The following is a 20,517-nucleotide window of genomic DNA, read 5'->3' on the forward strand; positions in this document are numbered from 1 at the left end:
GGTGATGAAGGACTCAATCTCTGTTTGGCTGATTCACATCCGCCGCCAGCAGCACATCGGCCTGGCGCACGGCATCGCAGAACTGACGCATCAGCGTGGCGCTCTTGAGGCCCTTGGCCTCGGCTTCCACGCCCGAACTGACGTCAACGGCCCAAGGCCGCAGCTGAGTGATCCCAGTCAGCACATTTCCGGCATGCAACCCACCAGACAAAACGACTGGAGAGCGCACGTTTTTTGGAATGAGTGACCAATCGAAAACCTTTCCACCACCGCCATAGCCGTCGACATGAGCGTCGAGCAGAATGGCCTGGGCCGCTGAATATTGTTGGGCGTAGTCTAGCAAATCGAAGTCTGCCGTGACGCGGGCCGCCCGAAGAAAGGGCCGCCCTGCTCGCTCGCAAGCTTGCGGCGTCTCATCGCCATGGAACTGCAGCAGCATATTGGGCAGCGCGGCCAGTCCGGCGGCCAACTCGGCATCGCTGGCATTGACGAACAGACCGACCGGCGTCACAAACGCCGGCAACAAACGGGCCAACTCGGCGGCGCGCGCCGGGCTGACATAACGCGGACTCTTGGCGTAGAGCACAAAGCCAATGGCATCGGCGCCGGCCTCGACCGCGGCCAGCACATCGGCCTCACGGGTCAGGCCACAAATCTTGATGCGGGTGCGTTGATTCATCACTGCTTCTCAGGTGGCTTCGCGGTTCTTGCGGTAACCCGGCAACCAGTCCATGGCTGCGGTATGGGTGGGAATGCCATCCTCGGCGTCGTAATAAGGCCCGGTGAAATACAGGCCATCGGGCGGAAAAGTGGGCGCCGCAAAACGACGTTCGCCGCGGGCCAGCACTTCGGCAAACCATTCCACTGGCTTGGCGCCACGACCGACCGCAAGAAAACTGCCCATCAGATTGCGGATCATGTGATGTAAAAAGGCCGAGCCATCAAAGTCAAAACGCCAGTAGTCGCCGTACTTCTCGATCTCGATCTTGCGCATGGTCTTCACCGGCGACTTCGCCTGGCATTCCGAGGAACGGAAGGCGCTGAAATCATGCTCGCCGATCAAGAGCGCAGCAGCCTCACGCATCAAGTCGCCATCGAGCTTGCGGTAGGTCCAGCCCACAGCGCCCGCTTCCATCGAGGGGCGCACCACCGACTCGAGCAAGACATAGCTATAGCGGCGCCCGCGTGCATCAAAGCGGGCATGAAAGTCGGCGCGCGGGAACACCGCCCATTGCACCGCTATATCCTTGGGCAAATGGCAGTTGGTGCCGCGCACCCAAGAACTCAGGTCGCGCTCGACCTCGCAGTCCAGATGCACGACTTGGTTGAGCCCGTGAACGCCGGTGTCGGTTCGTCCGGCGCAAACCGTTTGAATGGGGCGCGCGGTGAACTGACTCAAGCCTTTTTCCAGCACATCTTGTACCGTCTGCCGATCGGACTGGCTTTGCCAGCCGTGATAAGCCCAACCGCGGTAACTGACCCCTAAGGCAACTCGCATCACTTCACTCAAAAAAACGCTTCACAAAGAAAAAGGCGCCCGGCCAAGCCGGGCGCCCTTGATTGTCACGCATCAAACAGGACTACCCGTTTAGCGCAACTCGTTCAGCATCGCCTGCGCCTTGTCGCGCAGCGGGCCAGCGGCCTTGGAGATCAGTTCCTGCAAGACCTCGCGCGCACCTTCGGTGTCGCCGATCTGCCGGAACTCGTCGGCCAACTCGAGCTGGCGCAGCAAGGGGTCCCCCTCGTCTTCCATCAGATCAAAGGCATTGGCGAGCGGGTCGGTTGCGGCCTCGGCGGCAACTTCCTCAGCCGCGGCAGGGCCCTCATTCAGCATTGCAGCGAATTCAGGCGGCAAGTCCAGATCATCCATTGGCGCTGCTTCGGCGGCCGGAATCGGCGCTTCGGCTTCGGCCACCTCGGGCAGATCCAGGTTGATCGACGAAAGATCGAAGTCTAAGGCGGCACCCGCGGAAGCCGGCGCAGGTGCGGGCGCATCATCCAGACTGCCCAGATCGTCGAGATCAAACTCGAGATCGGTGGCCGGCATGGTGGCCTGCGGTGCAGCCGGTTCAGACAGATCGAAATCCATCGCCAAGGGAGCTTGTTCGACCGTGGTGGCCATGGCCTGGGTGGCTTCCATCGCGATCGGAGACGCGGGAGCGGCAGGCGCACCCAAATCCAGATCAAGATCGAGATCAAAGCCGCTCATCGGGCTGGTGTCGGGCGCGCCACTGCTGCGCCCCAAGGGCTCGGTGGCTAAATGGCCTGATGTATGCGGCATGGTGCTCGCATCCATCGGCTCGGCGGGCACTTCACGACTGCCGCCGGCTTGACTGGGCGCGCCGCCCGGCTGGTAGAGCGGGTTCTCAGGGTCGATTTGACGACCCAATTCCTGGGCACGCGCCCAGTCATCACCCGCACCACCGGTTTCAGCAAAGAGCTGAATTGCCAATTGCTCGAAGCCCTTGGTGTCGCGCCGCTTGGCATACACCTCGAGCAGCTTGAGACGAATCGCCAAGCGGTCGGGCGTGGCGCGCAGTGCTTCCTTGAGAATTTCCTCGGCCTGCAGATCGCGCCCGTAGGCCAGGTAAACATCGGCCTCGGCCACCGGATCGACGTCGCCGATCGCATCAAGCTGGCTCAGCGAGTAGTTCATCGACGAAGCCGCACCCGAGGCGTCACGGGTATCGACCCGCTGCCCACCGGTGGCACCGAAAAAGGAATCGGGCTGCAGGCGGCTTTCATGGAAGCCGGTATCCGCCTTGGCGCCAGCCTTGCTGGCGCGCAGGCGGTACAAACCGAATCCACCGGCTGCCAGGGCCAAGGCACCACCTAGCAAAGCCAAGGGGTTGGCCAGCAATTGATCCAACAAACTGGGCTCAGCCTCTTGCGGCTGCGGCGCCAAGGTCATCGGCGCCGAAGCCGGTTTGGCGGCAGAAGCTGCTGCCTGTGCCTTGGGTGCGGAGGCAGCGGCGGAAGCCGGCACCGATGCAGGCTCCACGGCGGCGGGCGGCGCAGCGGCGATCACCGGCGCTGCAGGCATGACAGCCGCCGGAGCAGGCGCTGGAGCCGGAGCAGGTGCGGGGATTGGCGCGGCCGCCGATGCAGCAGGTTTCGCCGCGCTGGAAATCTTTTTCAGTTCCTCGACATTGCGGGTCAACTCGGCCATGCGGGCCGCCGCGTCCTTTTTCTCGGTCTCTTTGGAGGCCTTGGTCGCCTTGGCATCGACCGCTGCCGCGTTCGCGCTCGCCGCCTTGCTGAGCATCAGCTTGTCGGGCGTTGGCGCAGGCGCCGGCTTGCGGTCCTCCACCGCGGCCTGTACCTTGCCTTTGGCCTGGCGATCACTTTGATCCTTCTCCAGCGTCGGCGCTGCACTGCTCAAGCGCAAACGATAAGCACTGAAGTCAGCGCTCTGGGCCCGAATCACTTCGCGCGCTTCTTCCTGGGGCAATGCGCTCAGAACCTCGCCGCCAGGCACTTGCAGCACCGCACCCGACTTGAGGCGGTTCATATTGCCGTCCAAGAAGGCGTCGGGGTTGCTGCGGTACAGGCCTACCAACATCTGATCCAAGGACACACCGGGTACCTGGGTCTTGTTGGCAATGCGGGACAAGTAATCGCCCGGTTTGACCTTGTACTCGGACCCGGCCGAACTGCTGGCGGCCGGCGCGGCAGCCACCGGTGCAGCAGGCGCGCGCGTCGCGCTTGAAGCCGGCTCGGCACGCGGGCGCGCGGCCTCCGGCGCAGTACGGCTGGGCGAGGCTGCTGGTGCAGGAGCTGGCGCCGCCACAGGCGGGATCGCTTGCGTCTGTGCCGGTGCCGGGGGACTCACGGGCTCGGGCGCCGCAGCCGAAATCACCGGCGCGGCCACCACGGCAGGCGCCGCGGCTGCCGGCTTGGGCGACGATGGCGGATCAAACAAGAGCGTGTATTCCCGCACCAGACGACCGCTGGCCCAGGTCAATTCAAGAATCACATCGACGAAGGGCTCTTGCACCGCCCGATCGCTGCTAACGCGCAAAAAGGTGCGACCGTTGCTGCGCGCAACCTGAACCTGCGTGCTCGTCAACACCGCGTTGTATTCAACCCCGGTGGCACGATACGACTCGGGAGGTGCAATGCGCACCTTCAGCGTGCCGGCTTCTTCGGGGCTCAGGCTGGTGATATCGATCTCGGCCTTGAGTGTTTCACCCAGCGCCGACTGCACCGACAAGCGGCCCAGTCCTAGGCCCCATGCGCTGCTACTGGCCATGGCCAACACGGCAGCTGCGGCCGCAGCCACTTGGGATGGGCCAAAGCGCCGATTGGCATTGCGCTGCGAATCTTTCGCCGTCAGCCCTTGGGCATCAGCCCTTGCGCGAATATGTGGTTTCAAGGCGTCCCCCAAAGCAACAAGGCGGGCACCACCGGGTGTCCGCCTGTTTCGACGATGTTTGTTGTCTGCTCAACAGCGCTCACGATGCCATCCTCATGCGCACTTTCGATTGGAAATCTGAATAGCGGCAAGCATATACGCTTAGAAGCTCAGGCAAAGGCTGAAAAGGCAGATAGAGGCCGCTCTGATTCAGCCCGTTACAAGCTTGTCGCTTGCCGGCAACGGGCTGCCTGTGCAATTACTTCGCCAGCAAGATGCGCAGCATGCGGCGCAGCGGCTCGGCGGCACCCCACAAGAGCTGATCACCGATGGTGAAGGCGCCGACATAGTCCGGGCCCATGGCGAGCTTGCGGATGCGTCCCACCGGGATGGTCATGGTGCCGGTCACGGCCACGGGGGTCAGGTCTTGCACGGTCGCCTCGCGGGTGTTGGGCACCACCTTCACCCACTCGTTGTCGGCAGCGATCATCGCTTCGATGTCGGCCACCGGCACATCCTTCTTCAGCTTGAAGGTCAGCGCCTGGCTGTGGCAGCGCATGGCCCCGACACGCACGCAAAAACCATCGACCGGGATTGCGGCCGAGCCAAAGCCCTCACCCAGACCCATGATCTTGTTGGTCTCGGCCATGCCCTTCCACTCTTCCTTGGACTGACCATTGCCCAAATCCTTGTCGATCCAAGGGATCAAGGAGCCGCCCAGCGGCACGCCGAAATTGGCGGTTTCGGCAGCGCTCAGTGAACGCTGCTTGGCTGCAACCAAACGGTCGATTTCAAGAATGGCGCTCTTCGGGTCATCCAACAAGGAACGCACAGAAGCGTTCAGTGTGCCGTACTGCGTCAGCAACTCGCGCATATGCTGCGCACCACCGCCGCTGGCCGCCTGGTAGGTTTGCGTGCTCATCCACTCGACCAGACCGGCCTTGTAGAGCGCGCCCACGCCCATCAACATGCAAGACACCGTGCAGTTGCCGCCGACCCAGTTCTTGCCGCCGGCGCTCAACGCGTTCTTGATCACCGGCATATTGACCGGATCCAGAATGATGACGGCGTCGGACTCCATACGCAGCGTCGAGGCGGCATCGATCCAGTGACCGTTCCAACCGGCCGCGCGCAGCTTCGGGAACACCTCACTGGTGTAGTCACCACCTTGAGCGGTGATGATGATCTCGCAGCGCTTGAGCTGCTCGATGTCGAAGGCGTTTTGCAGCTTCGTTTCGTTCTTGGCCTGCGCCGGGGCTTGGCCGCCGGCATTCGAGGTGCTGAAGAACAGCGGCTCGATCAAATCAAAGTCACGCTCGGCCGTCATGCGGTCCATCAGGACCGAACCGACCATGCCACGCCAGCCCACCAATCCAACTAATGTCGTCATTTTCCGCTTCCTCTATCGATCTCAACAAGTGTCTTGAGCTTCGTCTCCCCCGGCTTGTGTCGCCGGGGGGATAGGGGCGAGACAAACCGGAGCTGAACTAGCCCTTAATGGTTTTGGTCATGCCGGTGTTGCCGGCCAAGGCCTTGACAACCGCATCACCCATCTCGCTTGTGCCCACCTTCTGAGTGCCCTCGCTCCAAATGTCGGCGGTACGCAGACCTTGGGACAGCACAGCGCCAACGGCCGTCTCGATACGAGCGGCAGCTTCGGGCTGGTTGAGGGAAAATTTGAGCATCATGGCAGCGGAGAGGATTGTAGCCAAAGGATTGGCGATGCCCTTGCCGGCAATGTCCGGCGCGCTGCCATGGCTGGGCTCGTAAAGGCCCTTGTTGTTCTTGTCCAGCGAGGCCGAGGGCAACATGCCGATCGAACCAGTCAACATCGCCGCCGCATCGGACAAGATGTCGCCGAACATATTGCCGGTCACCATCACATCAAAGCGCTTCGGCGCCTTGACCAACTGCATGGCGGCGTTGTCCACATACATATGGTCCAGTTCAACGTCCGGGTACTCGGCGCTGACCTCGATCATCACGTCCTTCCAGAACTGGAAGGTTTCCAACACATTCGCCTTGTCCACCGAGGTCACGCGCTTGTTGCGCTTACGGGCGGCCTGGAAGGCCACATGGGCGATGCGCTCGATCTCCGGGCGCGAATAGCGCATCGTGTCGAAGGCCTCTTCGCTGCCCGGGAAATGCCCGTCCACCGCGGTGCGGCGGCCACGCGGCTGGCCAAAATAAATGTCGCCGGTCAACTCACGGATGATCAAGATATCCAGACCCGCCACCAACTCGGGCTTTAGGCTGGAAGCATGGGTCAGCTGCTCATAGCAAATGGCCGGACGGAAATTGGCGAACAAGCCCAGGTGCTTGCGCAGGCCCAGAATGGCCTGCTCGGGGCGCAGCGGGCGATCCAGCTTGTCATACTTCCAGTCGCCCACGGCGCCAAACAGAATCGCGTCGGCGTCCTTGGCCAGTTGCAAGGTGGAATCAGGCAAAGGATGGCCCTTGGCCTCGTAGGCGGCGCCGCCCACCGGCGCGCTTTCCATCTCCAAGGGCAGGCCCAAGACCTTCAAGACCTTGACAGCCTCGGCGACGATTTCGGTGCCGATGCCGTCACCGGGAAGAATTGCGATTTTCATGAGATTGAGTCTTTCCAGAATTACAGATCGGCCATTGGCGCTTCGGGCCCGAACTCCCCATTGACCGGCATGTCGCTTTCGCTCAGCCCAGCAGGCGCTTGTTCAGCCAAGGTTTGCTGGCCATGCGCTCGGCTTCATAACTCTTGATCTTGTCGGCGTAACGCAAGGTGAGGCCGATGTCATCGAAGCCACCCAGCAAGCAAAACTTGCGGAAGGCCTGCACCTCGAAAGGCAGCTCCACACCATCGGCCTTGATCACCACCTGGCGTTCCAGGTCGATGCTCAGCTGATAGCCCGGGAAGGCATGCACCTCGTCGAACAACTGAGCCACCTGCGATTCGGGCAACTGAATCGGCAAGATGCCATTCTTGAAGCAGTTGTTGAAGAAGATGTCGGCGAAGCTGGGCGCAATCAGCGCCCGAAAGCCGTATTGATCCAAGGCCCAGGGCGCATGCTCGCGGCTTGAGCCGCAGCCAAAATTGCTGCGCGCCAGCAAGATGGAGGCACCGGCATAGCGAGGTTGGTTCAGCACGAAATCCGGGTTAGGCCTGCGGCTGGCCGGGTCCTGTCCGGGCTCACCGGCGTCCAGATAGCGCCATTCGTCGAACAAATTCGGGCCAAAGCCGCTGCGCTTGATCGACTTCAAAAACTGCTTCGGGATGATCGCGTCGGTGTCGACGTTGTCCCGGTCCATCGGGGCCACCAGGCCGCGGTGAAGATTGAACTTCTGCATTGCTATTTCTCCGGTTGCGAGGGAGGCATCTCGGGCCTCCCCGGCGCTCACTTTTTCTTCACGCTGTCTTCGATTTTTTCGCCGACCTTTTGCAGGTCACGCCCGAAGCCATGCACGGTGTTGCAGGCACTCAGCGAGACCAACATCGCCAAACCGATCAACAGGCTTGCAAACTTTTTCATGTCATGACTCCAGGCACGAAGCGAAAGGCCCGTCAGACCAACTGCCGCACATCGACAAAATGCCCTTCCATCGCCGCTGCGGCCGCCATCGCCGGGCTGACCAGATGGGTGCGACCGCCGGCGCCTTGGCGGCCTTCGAAATTGCGGTTGCTGGTAGAGGCGCAGCGTTCGCCATGCTCCAGGCGGTCGGCGTTCATGGCCAAACACATGGAGCAGCCCGGCTCACGCCATTCGAAGCCGGCCGCCTTGAAGACCTGATCCAGGCCCTCGGCCTCGGCCTGCGCCTTCACCAAACCCGAACCCGGCACCACCAAGGCCAATTTCACATGCTTGGCGATGCGGCTACCGCTCGAGCCACCGAGGCGGCGCACCACGGCCGCGGCCTCGCGCATATCTTCGATACGGCTGTTGGTGCATGAGCCAATGAAGACCTTGTCGATGCGAATGTCGGCCACCGCCTTGTTCGGCTCCAGGCCCATGTACTGCAGGGCGCGCTCGATCGCGCCGCGCTTGACGGCATCCTTTTCCTTGTCCGGATCGGGCACCCGCTCGTCGATCGCCAAGACCATCTCGGGCGATGTGCCCCAGCTGACCTGAGGGTGGATCTGAGCGGCGTCCAAGTCCACCACCGCATCAAACTTCGCGCCGGCATCGGAATGCAAACCACGCCAGTACTGCACGGCCAAATCCCACTCCACGCCGGTCGGAGAATAGGGGCGGCCCTTGCAATAGCTGATGGTTGTGTCGTCCACGGCGATCAGGCCGGCGCGTGCACCGGCCTCGATGGCCATATTGCAGACCGTCATGCGGCCTTCCATGCTGAGCGCACGAATCGCCGCACCGCCAAACTCGATGGTGTAGCCGGTGCCACCGGCGGTGCCGATCTTGCCGATGATGGCCAGCACGATGTCCTTGGCGCCACAGCCGCGCGGCAACTGCCCCTCGACCCGCACCAACATATTCTTGGCCTTCTTGGCCAACAGCGTCTGGGTCGCCAGCACATGCTCGACCTCGCTGGTGCCAATGCCATGGGCCAGTGCACCGAAGGCTCCATGGGTGGAGGTGTGGCTGTCGCCACAAACCACCGTCATGCCCGGCAAGGTGGCGCCCTGCTCCGGGCCGATCACGTGCACGATGCCCTGGCGGCGATCGTTCATCTTGAACTGGGTCAGGCCGAAGCGGTCGCAGTTTTGATCCAGCGTATCGACCTGCAACTTGGAGACCGGGTCGCTGATACCGCCGCTGCGGTCGGTGGTAGGCACATTGTGGTCACTGACAGCCAGATTGGCCGACAAGCGCCAGACCTTGCGCTGAGCCAGATCGAGGCCCTCGAAGGCCTGCGGGCTGGTCACCTCATGCAGCAGATGGCGGTCGATATAGAGCACGGACGTGCCGTCATCCTCGGTATGGACGACATGCTCGTCCCACAGTTTGTCGTACAGCGTGCGAGCCGTCATGGCAAAGCTCCTTCGGGGTTCATATACGGGTTCATGTCTTGTTTTGCGGGCACAGCGCCTCAACAAAGCGCTGCACCACCGCGGGCAAGCGCTCTTGTCGGGCCACGCCCAGGCAGTAATCACGCGCGGCCCAGGCTTCATCGAGCTTGAGCAGGCGCACCTCAAAGACGCGCGAAAAGCGCTCCGCCGGTGCGGCCGGCAAGACCGCCACGCCGAGGCCGGCCTCGACCAACTGCGCAATCGCATCGAAGCCGCGCACCTGCAGCCGCGCATTCAAGGTGCGGCCGCGGGCCTGGGCCTGCTCGCGCATCAGTTGCTGCGCCGAGGCGCCGGCGTGCAAGCCGATCAAATCGTAGTCAAGCAAGTCACTGAAACTGACCGCATCGCGGCCCGCCAGATCGTGGTCGCGTGGCACCAAGACGCCGAGCCGGCCATGCGCATAGGTCCAGGTCTGCAGGCGGTTGTCGAGCAGCGGCGGCGTGAACACGCCAACATCGGCGCGCCCCTCGGCCACGGCGGCCTGCACCTCGGCGCTGGTCTGATCTTCCAGGCTGATACGAATCTGCGGGTGAGCCTGACTGAACGCGGCCAGATCGGGGGGCAAGCATTCGGCAATGGCACCGCTATTGGCGGCAATGCGCAGATGCCCCTTGATGCCACGTGCAAACTCCACCACCTCGCTCTCCAGCGCATGCAGCGAGGCATGCAAGGAGCGGATGTGGCGCACCAACGCCCGGCAGGCCTCGGTGGGCTCTACGCCGCGCGAACGCCGCTCGAAGAGTTGCACACCGAGACGCGCCTCCAGGTCAGACACACGCTTGCTGGCCGCCGCCAGGGCCAGATGCTCACGCTCCGCGCCGCGCGTGATCGAGCGGGTTTGCTCGATCGCCAACACGAGATTGAGGGTGGTGAGGTCCAGGCGCATGGTGTGTATAGGGGATGGAGACTGGAAACGGCTATGCAGTCGGAATGAAGGGCTGGCGCTCAGGCGGCTGAAACTTTGGAGCTACTGGGATCACAAGATCGCTAATCTAGCTTTCGCAGAGAACTCTTGCAGACAGCAATTTACAAGCAAAGCTTCGTGCTTTGCGAATTCACGCCAATATTACAGAATTTACCAAACCGTGGGTTGGTGTTTGGGCCGTCAAACGCGCAGCGCTTAGACAACAAGGCGCAATGCCGTCGACAACAAAAATGAAACCCAAAGCCCGTTCTGGCTCTAGCATTGGGCGAGCCACTCAGCTGGTGTGGATGGGTTTTCACCTCACTCAATCGCTAGGAGCATCCCATGACTCGAACCTCCCGGAACTGGGCAATTGCCGGCCTGATCTTGCAGGCCCCTAACCTTGCCCTGGCTCAAGCCGCCCCGGACGCGATTCATATCTGCCACGAGAATGAAGACGCCTATCCCTGGTTGCTCAAGGACAAGCCCGGCTACAGCCAGATCATGATGACGCAGCTAGAGAAGCAGTTAGGTACGCCGATCAAGCTGATGCCCATGCCCTGGAAGCAATGCCTCGCCGAGCTCAAGGCCGGCAAAGTTGAAGGAGCCATGAACGCAAGCTTCAGCGCCGAACGCGCGGAGTTTGCCCATTACCCACTGAAGCTCGACGGCGAACCCGACGCGACCAAGCGCATGTACCGCGCGACCTACGCTTTGTACAAGGCCAAGGGAACCGCACTCAGTTGGGACGGCAAAACCCTGGCCGCCAATGGCACGGTGGGCGCGCAAACAGGCTTCTCAATCGTCGCCCAATTGAAACAACTAGGCGCCAAGGTGGAGGACAGCTCGCCCACAGCAGATGAGTTGCTGGGCCGCGTGGCCTCCGGCCGCTACTTGGCCGCGGCTCTGCAGACCACCGAGGCCGAGGCCTCCTTGAGCAGCGTGCCTTCACTGCAAGCCAAGATTGAGCGGGTCAACCCAGTCCTGGTCGAAAAGCCCTACTTCACCGTTTTTTCCAAACCGTTTTTCGCCAAACATGGCCAAACTGCCCGAGAAATCTGGCGCCTTCAGGGCAAGTTGCGCGAATCTCCCGAGTTCAAAACACAGGTGTCGCACCTGATGAAGTCGGTCGACTGACAGCCGATGATGAAGCCTCAGGCACGCGGAATGGCATAGGTGCCCACCGCGTGCGCGACCGGCTCCGGGTCGCCCTCAGAGAACAGGTCCACCTCGCCGACCGCCAAGGACTTGCCGACTTTTTTCATCCGGCAGACGCCGATGATGTCTTTGTCGGAGGCCGGCTTACGCAAGAAATTGATGTTCAGGCTGGTCGTCACCGCCAAAGGCACGATGCCGATCTGCCCCAGCAGCGCCACATACAGCGCCACATCGGCTACCGTCATCATGACCGGGCCGGAGACGGTGCCGCCGGGTCGCAACTCAGCCGGGCCGACCGGGTGCCGAATCGTGGCGGTGCCGGCTGCTACGGCTTCGATGCGGCAACGGGTTTGCGGGAACTGCTCCTGCAGAAAAGCCGCCAAGCTGGCTTGGCTCACCGGGTTAGCCTGAGTCACGGGGGCCTGTCCCGCGTGACCGGCAGGACGATTCACGCAGCGCCTCCGCTCGGCGCAAGTGCAGCAATCACCTCGGCCGGCGCCTGCACCAACTCAATCAAGACGCCCTCGCCTCCGATCGGGAACTCGGCGCTGGACTTTGGGTGGATGAAGCAGATGTCGTACCCCGCCGCGCCCTTGCGGATGCCACCGGGCGCGAATCGCACACCGTTCGCCGTCATCCACTCGACAGCCTTGAGCAGGTCGTCCACCCACAGGCCCACATGGTTGAGCGGTGTGGTGTGCACGGCCGGCTTCTTGTCGGGATCGAGCGGCTGCATCAGGTCGATCTCGATCTTGTGCGGGCCCTGGCCAATGGCGCAGATGTCCTCGTCGACGTTCTCTCGCTCGGAGACGAAGTTGCCGGTAACCTGCAGACCCAGCACATCGACCCAGAGCTTGCGCAAGGCCTGCTTGTCGGGGCCGCCGATGGCGATCTGCTGGATGCCGAGGACTTTGTAGGGCTTGCTGTTGGTACTCGTCATGGCGTCACTCACTCGAATCGCAGGATCAACTGATCCACCGACAAACTCTCACCTACCTTGGCCAGCACCTCGGCGACCTTGACGTCGCGCTCGGCGATCAAGATGTTCTCCATCTTCATCGCCTCAATCACCGCCAGGCGCTCACCCGCTTGCACCACTTGGCCCGCTTGCGCGGCGATATGAACCAAGAGGCCCGGCATCGGCGAGAGCAAGAACTTGCTGGTGTCGGGCGGCACCTTGTAGGGCATCAAGGCCTGCAACTCGGCAGCGCGGGGCGACAGCACATTGACGACGATGGCGTAGCCGTTGTGCTGCAGGCGGTAAGCGAGCGGCTGCTTGTGCGCGCCACGCTCAGCCTGGGCTACAAAGGGCTGGCCGTTGACCGTGCCGCTCAGGCGTATGTCGTTCAGGCGCGAGTTGCAAACAATGCGGTATTGCTTGTCACCCACGCGCACCAGCGCTTCGCCGAGATGACCGCTGAATTCGGAAATATGCAGCTGATGGCGCGCCTGCTCGCCGGCGGTACCCACATCGACCAGGGCCACATAGTCATGCTCGATGCGCACCTCGTGGCCCGGTAATTGCCCGGTGATGCCGGCCTCGCGTTCACGCGCCTTGCGGCGGATGAAGCCGGCCAGGGCAACCAGGAACAAGGGGTCCTCATGCGGCACGTCCTCGGCCCGGAAGCCGCCACCGTAGTGCTGGGCGATGAAGCCGGTATTGAAGTTGCCTGTCTTGAAGTCGGGATGCGCCAGCAGCGCCGACTGGAAGGGGATATTGCTCGAGATGCCGCGGATGACGAAGCCGTTGAGCGCCTCACGCATCTTGACGATCGCATCACTGCGGTCGCGGCCATGCACGATGAGCTTGGCGATCATCGAGTCGTAGAACATCGGGATCTCGCCGCCTTCGTAGACGCCTGTATCCACACGGACACCGCCAAACTGGCCGGCGGCATAACTTTCACCCTGCAGGGTTTGCGTGCCCTGCTCCAGATTCGCCTGCGGCGGCTGGTACTTGACCAGCCGGCCCGTGGAAGGCAAGAAATTGCGGAACGGATCTTCCGCATTGATGCGGCATTCAATCGCCCAGCCTTCGCGCTTGATGTCTTTCTGCTTGATCGTCAGCGCTTCGCCGGCGGCCACGCGGATCATCTGCTCCACCAGGTCCAGGCCGGTGATGCACTCGGTCACCGGATGCTCCACCTGCAAGCGAGTGTTCATTTCCAGGAAGTAGAAGCTCTGGTCCTTGCCGACGACGAACTCGACCGTGCCGGCACTCTGGTACTTGACCGCCTTGGCCAGCGCCACGGCTTGCTCGCCCATGGCCTTGCGCGTTGCCTCGGAGATAAAGGGCGACGGCGCCTCTTCGATCACTTTCTGATGGCGGCGCTGGATCGAGCATTCACGCTCCCACAAATAGAGCACTTCGCCCTGGCTGTCGCCCAAGACCTGGATCTCGATGTGGCGCGGCTCTTCGACAAACTTCTCCATGAAGACGCGGTCGTCGCCAAAGCTATTGCGGGCCTCGTTGCGGCAACTGGTGAAGCCCTCAAAACATTCTTTGTCGTTGAAGGCGACCCGCAAGCCCTTGCCACCGCCGCCGGCGCTGGCCTTGATCATGACCGGGTAGCCAATGCCTTGAGCGATATTGACCGCCTCCTCGGCCGACAGAATCGGTTCGTTGTGGCCGGGGATGGTATTCACCTGGGCCGCATTGGCCAACTTCTTGGAGGCGATCTTGTCGCCCATCGCGGCGATCGAGTAATGCTTGGGGCCAATGAAGGCCATGCCCTCCTCTTCGACACGGCGAGCGAATTCTTCGTTCTCGCTCAAGAAGCCATAGCCGGGGTGGATGGCTTGCGCGCCGGTCTGCTTGGCCGCAGCAATGATCTTGTCGGCGACCAAATAGGACTCACGGCTGGGCGCCGGGCCCAGCAGCACGGCCTCATCGGCCAGCTCCACATGGCGAGCGTCCTTGTCCGCCTCGGAGTAAACGGCCACGGTTTGGATGCCCATCTTGCGGGCCGTCTTGATGACCCGGCAGGCGATTTCACCCCGGTTGGCAATCAATATCTTGTTAAACATGAGCAGCTCCCGGGGTGAAATCGCCTGCGTGACCGGCTTCGCCGTTCTCCACGCAATGTGTCGTCTTGCAGACGACCGCGCCTTCGGTGCGAGCACCGCGCTTGGCAATCAGAATCTTGTTAAACATGGTGTGTACCCATCTCAAGAATAATCAATTCATCTCACTGCGGCAGTGGCAGTCGGCCACTCAGGCACTGATCGATCCACGCAGTAACACGCCCATCAATCCAGGCCGGCCCTTGGCCCTTGGCCGGGCCTGCGCCTTGATAGGCAAAGTTCAGCATGACGGGCGCCCGGCGGGCGTAGTCACTGCCATCGTTGAGGGCGCCCTCGCGTTGCAAATCAGCCAGCGCCGCGACCCGCGACTGGCCATCGACACGGAACAGCAAAATCACCGGCAAGGCATACAGATCGGCGGCACAGGCCTCAGCGCGAGCCTCGGCCGCGGCGCCATAGTTGCGAATAGCACAGCGCATAAAGGCTTCGCGCGCATACTGCTGCACACGCGAATCCGCCCAGCCGAGCTCGCCCTCCGAGGCTGCTGATGATGCAGCCGAGGCCGCAGCTTCCGGCCCATTCGGTGCGTCACCCGCTTGTACCGCCGCCGCATGCGCAGCGACGCACTCGGTCGACCGCAGCGGAGCAGGCTTGCCCTTCTGCGCCCACACCGGCTGGCTCACACACAGCGCCATGGCCAATCCGATCACGGCGACGATCAGAGCGGGATATTGCCGTGCTTGCGCCACGGGTTCTCCAGCTTTTTGTCCTTGAGCATGACCAGCGAGCGGCAGATGCGCTTGCGGGTTTCATGCGGTTGGATTACATCGTCGATAAAGCCCCGCGCGCCGGCCACGAAGGGGTTGGCAAAGCGCGCCTTGTACTCGGCCTCGCGGGCGGCTAGTTTGACCGGATCGCCCTTGTCCTCGCGGAAGATGATCTCCACCGCGCCCTTGGCGCCCATCACCGCGATTTCGGCGTTAGGCCAGGCGAAGTTGACGTCGCCGCGCAGGTGCTTGGAGGCCATCACGTCGTAGGCGCCGCCGTAGGCCTTGCGGGTGATGACGGTGACCTTGGGCACCGTGCATTCGGCGTAGGCATACAGCAGCTTGGCGCCGTGCTTGATGATGCCGCCGTACTCCTGGCTGGTGCCGGGCATGAAGCCGGGTACATCAACGAAGGTGATCACCGGGATGTTGAAGGCATCGCAGAAGCGCACAAAACGCGCCGCCTTGATGGAGCTCTTGATGTCCAGGCAGCCCGCCAGCACGAGCGGCTGGTTGGCCACGATGCCGACCGTCTGACCTTCCATGCGGGCAAAGCCGGTCAGGATGTTCTTTGCGTACTCGGGTTGCAACTCAAAGAAGTCGCCATCGTCGACCGTCTTGAGGATCAGTTCCTTCATGTCATAGGGCTTGTTCGGGTTGTCCGGCACCAGGGTGTCGAGCGAATGGTCGAGCCGGCTGCCGGGGTCACCGCTGGGCCGGGTGGGTGCCTTCTCGCGGTTGTTCAGCGGCAGGTAGTTGAAGAAACGACGCAGCATCAGAATCGCTTCGACATCGTTCTCGAAGCTCAGGTCGGCCACACCGCTCTTGCTGGTGTGGGTGCCGGCGCCGCCCAATTCCTCGGCGGTCACTTCCTCATGCGTCACCGTCTTCACCACCTCGGGTCCGGTCACGAACATATAGCTCGAGTCCTTGACCATGAAGATGAAGTCGGTCATGGCCGGCGAGTAGACCGCACCGCCGGCGCAAGGGCCCATGATCATGCTGATCTGCGGGATCACACCCGAGGCCAGCACGTTTTTCTGGAACACATCGGCATAGCCACCCAGCGAGGCCACGCCTTCCTGGATGCGCGCGCCACCCGAATCATTCAGGCCGATCACGGGCGCGCCGACCTTCATGGCCTGGTCCATCACCTTGCAGATCTTCTCGGCATGCGATTCGCTCAGCGCGCCGCCAAAGACGGTGAAGTCTTGGCTGAAGCTGAAGGCCAGGCGGCCATTGATCATGCCGTAGCCGGTGACGACACCGTCGCCGGGGATCTTGTTGTCCTGCATGCCGAAGTCGACACAGCGGTGCTCAACGAACATATCCCATTCTTCGAAAGTGCCTTCGTCAAACAAGAGCTCAAGCCGCTCCCGTGCGGTCAGCTTGCCCTTGGCGTGTTGGGCGGCAATGCGTTTTTCGCCACCGCCCAATCGCGCCAAGGCACGCATTTCCTCAAGCCTTTGTTGGATGTCATGCATCACCGTCTCCAATGAAATGTTCGGAACCAGATTGATTGAATTTTGTCAGCAGATCGCGGGCCGCCGCCGAAGCCGGCAAACGCCCCTGGCGGACCTGCTCGGCCACTTCGGCCAGCACCGCCTTGACGGCCGGCGCCTGCGCAAACTGTTGGCGCAGGCCGGCGTGAATGCGTTCCCACATCCAGTCCAGCGCCTGCGCCTGACGCTTGGCCTCGCGCCGCCCATCGCGCGCTTGTTCGGCCTGAAATTGTTCGACCGCAGCCCAAAACGCCTCCAGCCCGGAGGCTTTGAGCGCACTGACCTGCAAGACCTTCGGGTGGCTGGCCTGCTGGCCGGCGTGACCATAGTGGCGCAGGCTGGAGGCAATCTGAGCCTGGGCGCGCGTGGCGGCGGCCCAGTCCAGATCGGCCTTGTTGATGACGACCAGATCGGCCAGCTCCATCACGCCCTTTTTGATCGCCTGCAAATCGTCTCCGGCATTGGGCAGCTGCAGCAGCACATACATATCCGTCATGCCGGCCACGGCGGTCTCGCTTTGGCCCACGCCGACCGTTTCAACAATGACCACATCAAAGCCGGCCGCCTCGCAGACCAACATCGCCTCGCGGGTCTTCTCGGCCACGCCGCCCAGCGTGCCGCTGCTGGGGCTGGGGCGGATGTAGGCGCGCTCATCCATCGAGAGCCGCTCCATGCGAGTCTTGTCGCCGAGGATGGAGCCGCCCGAGACGCTGCTGCTCGGGTCCACCGCCAGCACCGCCACGCGGTGACCACGCTCGATCAGAAACAGGCCCAGCGCTTCAATGAAGGTGCTCTTGCCGACGCCGGGCACGCCGGACAGCCCGAGCCTGAAGGCCCGGCCGGTGTGCGGCAGCAACTCGGTCAACAAGGCATCGGCCTGGGCGCGGTGGTCGGCGCGGGTCGATTCGAGCAAGGTGATGGCCTTGGCCATCGCGCGCCGCTGCATGGGGCCAGGGCCGGACAAAAGTGCGGGCGCCAGACTCATGGGCGCGACGCCTCAAGGGCAGAATCACCAGCAGGCTCGCTGGCCACGCCGGTCCACACCGGCTCGATGCCGACCGGCACCACCGCCAGTTGAGCATCTTCGCCGGGCCGGGGAACGCGCCAACGATAGTCGATATCGAACTCGCTTTCGCCCGTCTGCGCAAAGCCATGGCGCCGGTAGAAGCGGTTGGCATCACTGAGCTTGAGGGCCGAGAGGGTCACGTCTTGCCCAGCCGCGCGGGCTCGGTCCTTGATCCAGCTGATCGCCCAGGCGCCAACACGCTGACCTTGCTGAGCGGGGCGCAGGTAAAGATGGTCGAGGCGCAAGCAGTCGCCATCGGGCCGCAGGGTTAGGAAGCCGATACGTTCACCGTCGCGGCAGATGTGCTGCATAAATTCGGGCGCGAAGCCGGCACGAAAACGCTCGCGGCCGCGTTGCAGATCAAAACGGCCGAGCCGCTCCAGGCTGTCGCGCAGCGCCTCCATACGCAGCGCCAACATCGCCTCGAAGTCTTCGTCTCGTACGGCTTGAAGGCTGAAACCGTTCATCGTCGCGCTCAGGCTGCGGGCGACTGCAGACTCAAGCGGATCTGCTCCAGCACATCCTTGGCACTGGCCGGGATGGGGGTGCCGGGGCCGTAGATGCCCTTGACGCCGGCCTCATAGAGCATGTCGTAGTCCTGCGCCGGGATCACGCCGCCGACGAAGACGATGATGTCGTCGGCCCCTTGTGCCTTCAGCGCGGCGATGATGGCCGGCACCAGGGTCTTGTGCCCTGCAGCCAGGGTCGAGATGCCGACCGCGTGCACATCGTTTTCAATCGCCTGGCGGGCGCATTCCTCGGGGGTCTGGAACAGCGGGCCGATGTCCACATCGAAGCCCAGGTCGGCATAGGCCGTGGCCACCACCTTGGCACCGCGGTCGTGGCCATCCTGGCCCAGCTTGGCCACCATCACGCGCGGGCGGCGGCCGTGTTCATCGGCAAAAGCCTTGATCTCGTCCTGAAGCTTGGCCCAGCCTTCGGCCGAGTCATAAGCCGCCGCATAAACGCCGGTGACTTTTTGCGTGTCGGCACGGTGGCGGCCGTAGACGGCCTCGAGGGCATCGCTGATCTCGCCGACCGTGGCGCGCAGGCGCACGGCCTGGATGCTCAGGTCCAGCAGATTGCCTTGGCCGGTTTTGGCGGCTTCGGTTAGCGCGTTCAAGGCGGCTTGAACGGCGGCGCTGTCGCGGCTGGCCTTGATGGCCTTGAGCCGCTCAATCTGGCCGTCACGCACGCGGACGTTGTCGACATCGAGGATCTCGATCTTGTCTTCCTTGGCCAGCTTGTACTTGTTGACGCCGACGATGACATCGCGGCCCGAGTCGATGGCCGCTTGCTTCTCGGCCGCGCTGGCCTCGATCTTGAGCTTGGCCCAGCCGCTGTCCACGGCCTTGGTCATGCCGCCCATGACCTCGACCTCTTCGATGATGGCCCAAGCCTTCTCGGCCATGTCCTGGGTCAAAGACTCCATCATGTAGCTGCCGGCCCAGGGGTCGATCACGCTGGTGATGTGGGTCTCTTCCTGGATGATGAGCTGGGTGTTGCGGGCAATGCGGGCGCTGAAATCGGTGGGCAGTGCAATCGCCTCGTCCAGCGAGTTGGTGTGCAGGCTTTGTGTGCCGCCGAAGACCGCCGCCATGGCCTCGATGGTGGTGCGCACGACGTTGTTGTAGGGGTCTTGCTCGGTCAGCGACCAGCCCGAGGTCTGGCTGTGCGTGCGCAGCATCAGGCTCTTCGGGTTCTTGGCCTCAAAGCCCTTCATGATCCGGCACCAAAGCAGGCGCGCCGCCCGCATCTTGGCGATCTCCAGATAGAAGTTCATGCCCACGGCCCAGAAGAAGGACAGGCGCGGCGCGAAATCATCGACATCCAGGCCCTTGGCCAGGGCGGTCTTCACATACTCCTTGCCGTCGGCCAGGGTGAAGGCCAACTCCAGCGCCTGGTTGGCGCCGGCTTCCTGCATGTGGTAACCCGAGATCGAGATCGAGTTGAACTTGGGCATCTTCTGCGCCGTGTACTCGATGATGTCGCCGATGATCTTCATCGAGGGCTCGGGCGGGTAGATGTAGGTGTTGCGGACCATGAACTCCTTGAGGATGTCGTTCTGGATGGTGCCGCTCAGCTTGTCTTGAGTGACGCCCTGCTCTTCAGCCGCCACCACATAGCCCGCCAGCACCGGCAGCACGGCGCCGTTCATGGTCATGGAGACAGAGACCTTGTCGAGCGGGATCTCGTTGAAGAGGAGCTTCATGTCCTCGACCGAATCGATCGCCACGCCGGCCTTGCCGACATCGCCGGTCACGCGCGGGTGGTCGCTGTCATAGCCGCGGTGGGTGGCCAGATCGAATGCGACCGACACGCCCTGGCCGCCGGCCGCCAAAGCCTTGCGGTAGAAGGCATTGCTTTCCTCGGCGGTCGAGAAGCCCGCGTACTGGCGAATCGTCCAGGGCCGCACCGCATACATTGTGGCCTGCGGGCCGCGCAGAAAGGGCTCGAAGCCGGGCAAGGTGTCGGCGTAGGGCAGGTTCGCCGTGTCGGCCGCGGTGTAGAGCGGCTTGACCGTCAGGCCTTCGGGCGTGTGCCAGTTCAGGGCCGAGACATCGCCCCCGGGGGCGGATTTGGCGGCGGCTTTTTCCCACTGCGCCAGCGTGGCTTGCGGGAATTCGAACGCTTGCTTCTTGGATTCAGACATCTCTTGGCTCCTGCGGACGCTGCATCATAGCGCGACCATCATTCATAATTATAAATTCAGAATTGACGCTACACTGACGGCAGATCG

At 62.7% G+C, this 20,517-nt stretch carries 19 protein-coding genes; 1 reads left to right on the forward strand and 18 read right to left on the reverse strand.

The window, feature by feature from the left end; genetic code table 11:
- Window positions 1-13: 13 nt before the first annotated feature.
- The 9 genes from WG899_RS02395 to WG899_RS02435 form a co-directional block, all read right to left on the reverse strand.
- Entirely contained in the window at window positions 14-679 is a 666-nt protein-coding gene (locus WG899_RS02395; RefSeq protein ID WP_339594008.1) for a phosphoribosylanthranilate isomerase, read from the reverse strand.
- 9 nt (window positions 680-688) lie between these two features.
- Window positions 689-1,498: a tRNA pseudouridine(38-40) synthase TruA gene (gene truA / locus WG899_RS02400; protein ID WP_339594009.1), complete on the reverse strand. Its 810-nt coding sequence runs from the start codon at window positions 1,496-1,498 to the stop codon at window positions 689-691.
- 90 nt (window positions 1,499-1,588) lie between these two features.
- Window positions 1,589-4,375, reverse strand: a complete 2,787-nt coding sequence (locus WG899_RS02405) for a FimV/HubP family polar landmark protein (RefSeq protein WP_339594010.1) — start codon at window positions 4,373-4,375, stop codon at window positions 1,589-1,591.
- A 238-nt stretch (window positions 4,376-4,613) separates the two neighbouring features.
- Entirely contained in the window at window positions 4,614-5,744 is a 1,131-nt protein-coding gene (gene asd / locus WG899_RS02410) for an aspartate-semialdehyde dehydrogenase (RefSeq protein WP_339594011.1), read from the reverse strand.
- 97 nt (window positions 5,745-5,841) lie between these two features.
- Window positions 5,842-6,945: a 3-isopropylmalate dehydrogenase gene (gene leuB / locus WG899_RS02415; protein ID WP_339594012.1), complete on the reverse strand. Its 1,104-nt coding sequence runs from the start codon at window positions 6,943-6,945 to the stop codon at window positions 5,842-5,844.
- Window positions 6,946-7,027: 82 nt separating this feature from the next.
- Window positions 7,028-7,678, reverse strand: a complete 651-nt coding sequence (leuD, locus tag WG899_RS02420; RefSeq protein ID WP_339594013.1) for a 3-isopropylmalate dehydratase small subunit — start codon at window positions 7,676-7,678, stop codon at window positions 7,028-7,030.
- A 47-nt stretch (window positions 7,679-7,725) separates the two neighbouring features.
- The gene (locus WG899_RS02425) at window positions 7,726-7,860 is read right to left on the reverse strand and encodes an entericidin A/B family lipoprotein (RefSeq protein ID WP_339594014.1); all 135 of its coding nucleotides are present in this window, start codon (window positions 7,858-7,860) and stop codon (window positions 7,726-7,728) included.
- Window positions 7,861-7,892: 32 nt separating this feature from the next.
- A complete protein-coding gene (leuC, locus tag WG899_RS02430) occupies window positions 7,893-9,317 on the reverse strand; it encodes a 3-isopropylmalate dehydratase large subunit (protein ID WP_339594015.1) in 1,425 nt (474 codons plus the stop codon).
- Window positions 9,318-9,348: 31 nt separating this feature from the next.
- Window positions 9,349-10,242, reverse strand: a complete 894-nt coding sequence (locus tag WG899_RS02435) for a LysR substrate-binding domain-containing protein (protein WP_339594016.1) — start codon at window positions 10,240-10,242, stop codon at window positions 9,349-9,351.
- Window positions 10,243-10,605: 363 nt separating this feature from the next.
- Between WG899_RS02435 and WG899_RS02440 the strand changes: the two genes are divergently transcribed.
- On the forward strand, window positions 10,606-11,397 hold the full coding sequence (locus WG899_RS02440; RefSeq protein ID WP_339594017.1) for a substrate-binding periplasmic protein: 792 nt from the start codon (window positions 10,606-10,608) through the stop codon (window positions 11,395-11,397).
- 17 nt (window positions 11,398-11,414) lie between these two features.
- On the opposite strand, the gene WG899_RS02445 is transcribed toward WG899_RS02440, so the two are convergent.
- The 9 genes from WG899_RS02445 to scpA are packed head-to-tail and all read right to left on the reverse strand — an operon-like array spanning window position 11,415 to window position 20,430.
- Window positions 11,415-11,816, reverse strand: a complete 402-nt coding sequence (locus WG899_RS02445; protein WP_339594018.1) for a PaaI family thioesterase — start codon at window positions 11,814-11,816, stop codon at window positions 11,415-11,417.
- A gap of 50 nt (window positions 11,817-11,866) precedes the next feature.
- Window positions 11,867-12,358 (reverse strand): VOC family protein, encoded by a 492-nt coding sequence (locus WG899_RS02450; protein WP_339594019.1) that lies wholly within the window; start codon window positions 12,356-12,358, stop codon window positions 11,867-11,869.
- Between the two features lie 8 nt (window positions 12,359-12,366).
- Entirely contained in the window at window positions 12,367-14,445 is a 2,079-nt protein-coding gene (locus WG899_RS02455) for an acetyl-CoA carboxylase biotin carboxylase subunit (RefSeq protein WP_339594020.1), read from the reverse strand.
- Window positions 14,438-14,572: a hypothetical protein gene (locus WG899_RS02460; RefSeq protein ID WP_339594021.1), complete on the reverse strand. Its 135-nt coding sequence runs from the start codon at window positions 14,570-14,572 to the stop codon at window positions 14,438-14,440. Before WG899_RS02460 ends, WG899_RS02455 begins: the two co-directional genes overlap by 8 nt.
- Before the next feature lie 34 nt (window positions 14,573-14,606).
- Window positions 14,607-15,191, reverse strand: coding sequence for a hypothetical protein (locus tag WG899_RS02465; RefSeq protein WP_339594022.1), 585 nt, complete (start codon window positions 15,189-15,191; stop codon window positions 14,607-14,609).
- On the reverse strand, window positions 15,161-16,693 hold the full coding sequence (locus tag WG899_RS02470; protein WP_339594023.1) for an acyl-CoA carboxylase subunit beta: 1,533 nt from the start codon (window positions 16,691-16,693) through the stop codon (window positions 15,161-15,163). The genes WG899_RS02465 and WG899_RS02470 overlap by 31 nt, the downstream gene beginning before the upstream one ends.
- Complete coding sequence (meaB, locus tag WG899_RS02475) at window positions 16,686-17,696, reverse strand: methylmalonyl Co-A mutase-associated GTPase MeaB (protein ID WP_339594024.1); 1,011 nt, start codon at window positions 17,694-17,696, stop codon at window positions 16,686-16,688. The genes WG899_RS02470 and meaB overlap by 8 nt, the downstream gene beginning before the upstream one ends.
- Window positions 17,693-18,244, reverse strand: a complete 552-nt coding sequence (locus WG899_RS02480; protein WP_339594025.1) for a GNAT family N-acetyltransferase — start codon at window positions 18,242-18,244, stop codon at window positions 17,693-17,695. The genes meaB and WG899_RS02480 overlap by 4 nt, the downstream gene beginning before the upstream one ends.
- Before the next feature lie 8 nt (window positions 18,245-18,252).
- A complete protein-coding gene (gene scpA / locus WG899_RS02485) occupies window positions 18,253-20,430 on the reverse strand; it encodes a methylmalonyl-CoA mutase (RefSeq protein ID WP_339594026.1) in 2,178 nt (725 codons plus the stop codon).
- Between the last annotated feature and the right edge of the window lie 87 nt (window positions 20,431-20,517).

Origin of the sequence: Paucibacter hankyongi (assembly GCF_037482915.1) — a bacterium.
GTDB lineage: Bacteria > Pseudomonadota > Gammaproteobacteria > Burkholderiales > Burkholderiaceae_C > Paucibacter_A > Paucibacter_A hankyongi.

What these genes read in the sequence shown, in the direction of transcription:
- scpA (WP_339594026.1), bottom strand. Translation starts at nt 20,430, where the DNA reads ATGTCTGAATCCAAGAAGCAAGCGTTCGAATTCCCGCAAGCCACGCTG.
- leuB (WP_339594012.1), bottom strand. Translation starts at nt 6,945, where the DNA reads ATGAAAATCGCAATTCTTCCCGGTGACGGCATCGGCACCGAAATCGTC.
- WG899_RS02455 (WP_339594020.1), bottom strand. Translation starts at nt 14,445, where the DNA reads ATGTTTAACAAGATATTGATTGCCAACCGGGGTGAAATCGCCTGCCGG.
- leuD (WP_339594013.1), bottom strand. Translation starts at nt 7,678, where the DNA reads ATGCAGAAGTTCAATCTTCACCGCGGCCTGGTGGCCCCGATGGACCGG.
- WG899_RS02395 (WP_339594008.1), bottom strand. Translation starts at nt 679, where the DNA reads ATGAATCAACGCACCCGCATCAAGATTTGTGGCCTGACCCGTGAGGCC.
- WG899_RS02470 (WP_339594023.1), bottom strand. Translation starts at nt 16,693, where the DNA reads ATGCATGACATCCAACAAAGGCTTGAGGAAATGCGTGCCTTGGCGCGA.
- WG899_RS02450 (WP_339594019.1), bottom strand. Translation starts at nt 12,358, where the DNA reads ATGACGAGTACCAACAGCAAGCCCTACAAAGTCCTCGGCATCCAGCAG.
- WG899_RS02440 (WP_339594017.1), top strand. Translation starts at nt 10,606, where the DNA reads ATGACTCGAACCTCCCGGAACTGGGCAATTGCCGGCCTGATCTTGCAG.
- meaB (WP_339594024.1), bottom strand. Translation starts at nt 17,696, where the DNA reads ATGAGTCTGGCGCCCGCACTTTTGTCCGGCCCTGGCCCCATGCAGCGG.
- WG899_RS02460 (WP_339594021.1), bottom strand. Translation starts at nt 14,572, where the DNA reads ATGTTTAACAAGATTCTGATTGCCAAGCGCGGTGCTCGCACCGAAGGC.
- WG899_RS02480 (WP_339594025.1), bottom strand. Translation starts at nt 18,244, where the DNA reads ATGAACGGTTTCAGCCTTCAAGCCGTACGAGACGAAGACTTCGAGGCG.
- WG899_RS02435 (WP_339594016.1), bottom strand. Translation starts at nt 10,242, where the DNA reads ATGCGCCTGGACCTCACCACCCTCAATCTCGTGTTGGCGATCGAGCAA.
- asd (WP_339594011.1), bottom strand. Translation starts at nt 5,744, where the DNA reads ATGACGACATTAGTTGGATTGGTGGGCTGGCGTGGCATGGTCGGTTCG.
- truA (WP_339594009.1), bottom strand. Translation starts at nt 1,498, where the DNA reads ATGCGAGTTGCCTTAGGGGTCAGTTACCGCGGTTGGGCTTATCACGGC.
- WG899_RS02425 (WP_339594014.1), bottom strand. Translation starts at nt 7,860, where the DNA reads ATGAAAAAGTTTGCAAGCCTGTTGATCGGTTTGGCGATGTTGGTCTCG.
- leuC (WP_339594015.1), bottom strand. Translation starts at nt 9,317, where the DNA reads ATGACGGCTCGCACGCTGTACGACAAACTGTGGGACGAGCATGTCGTC.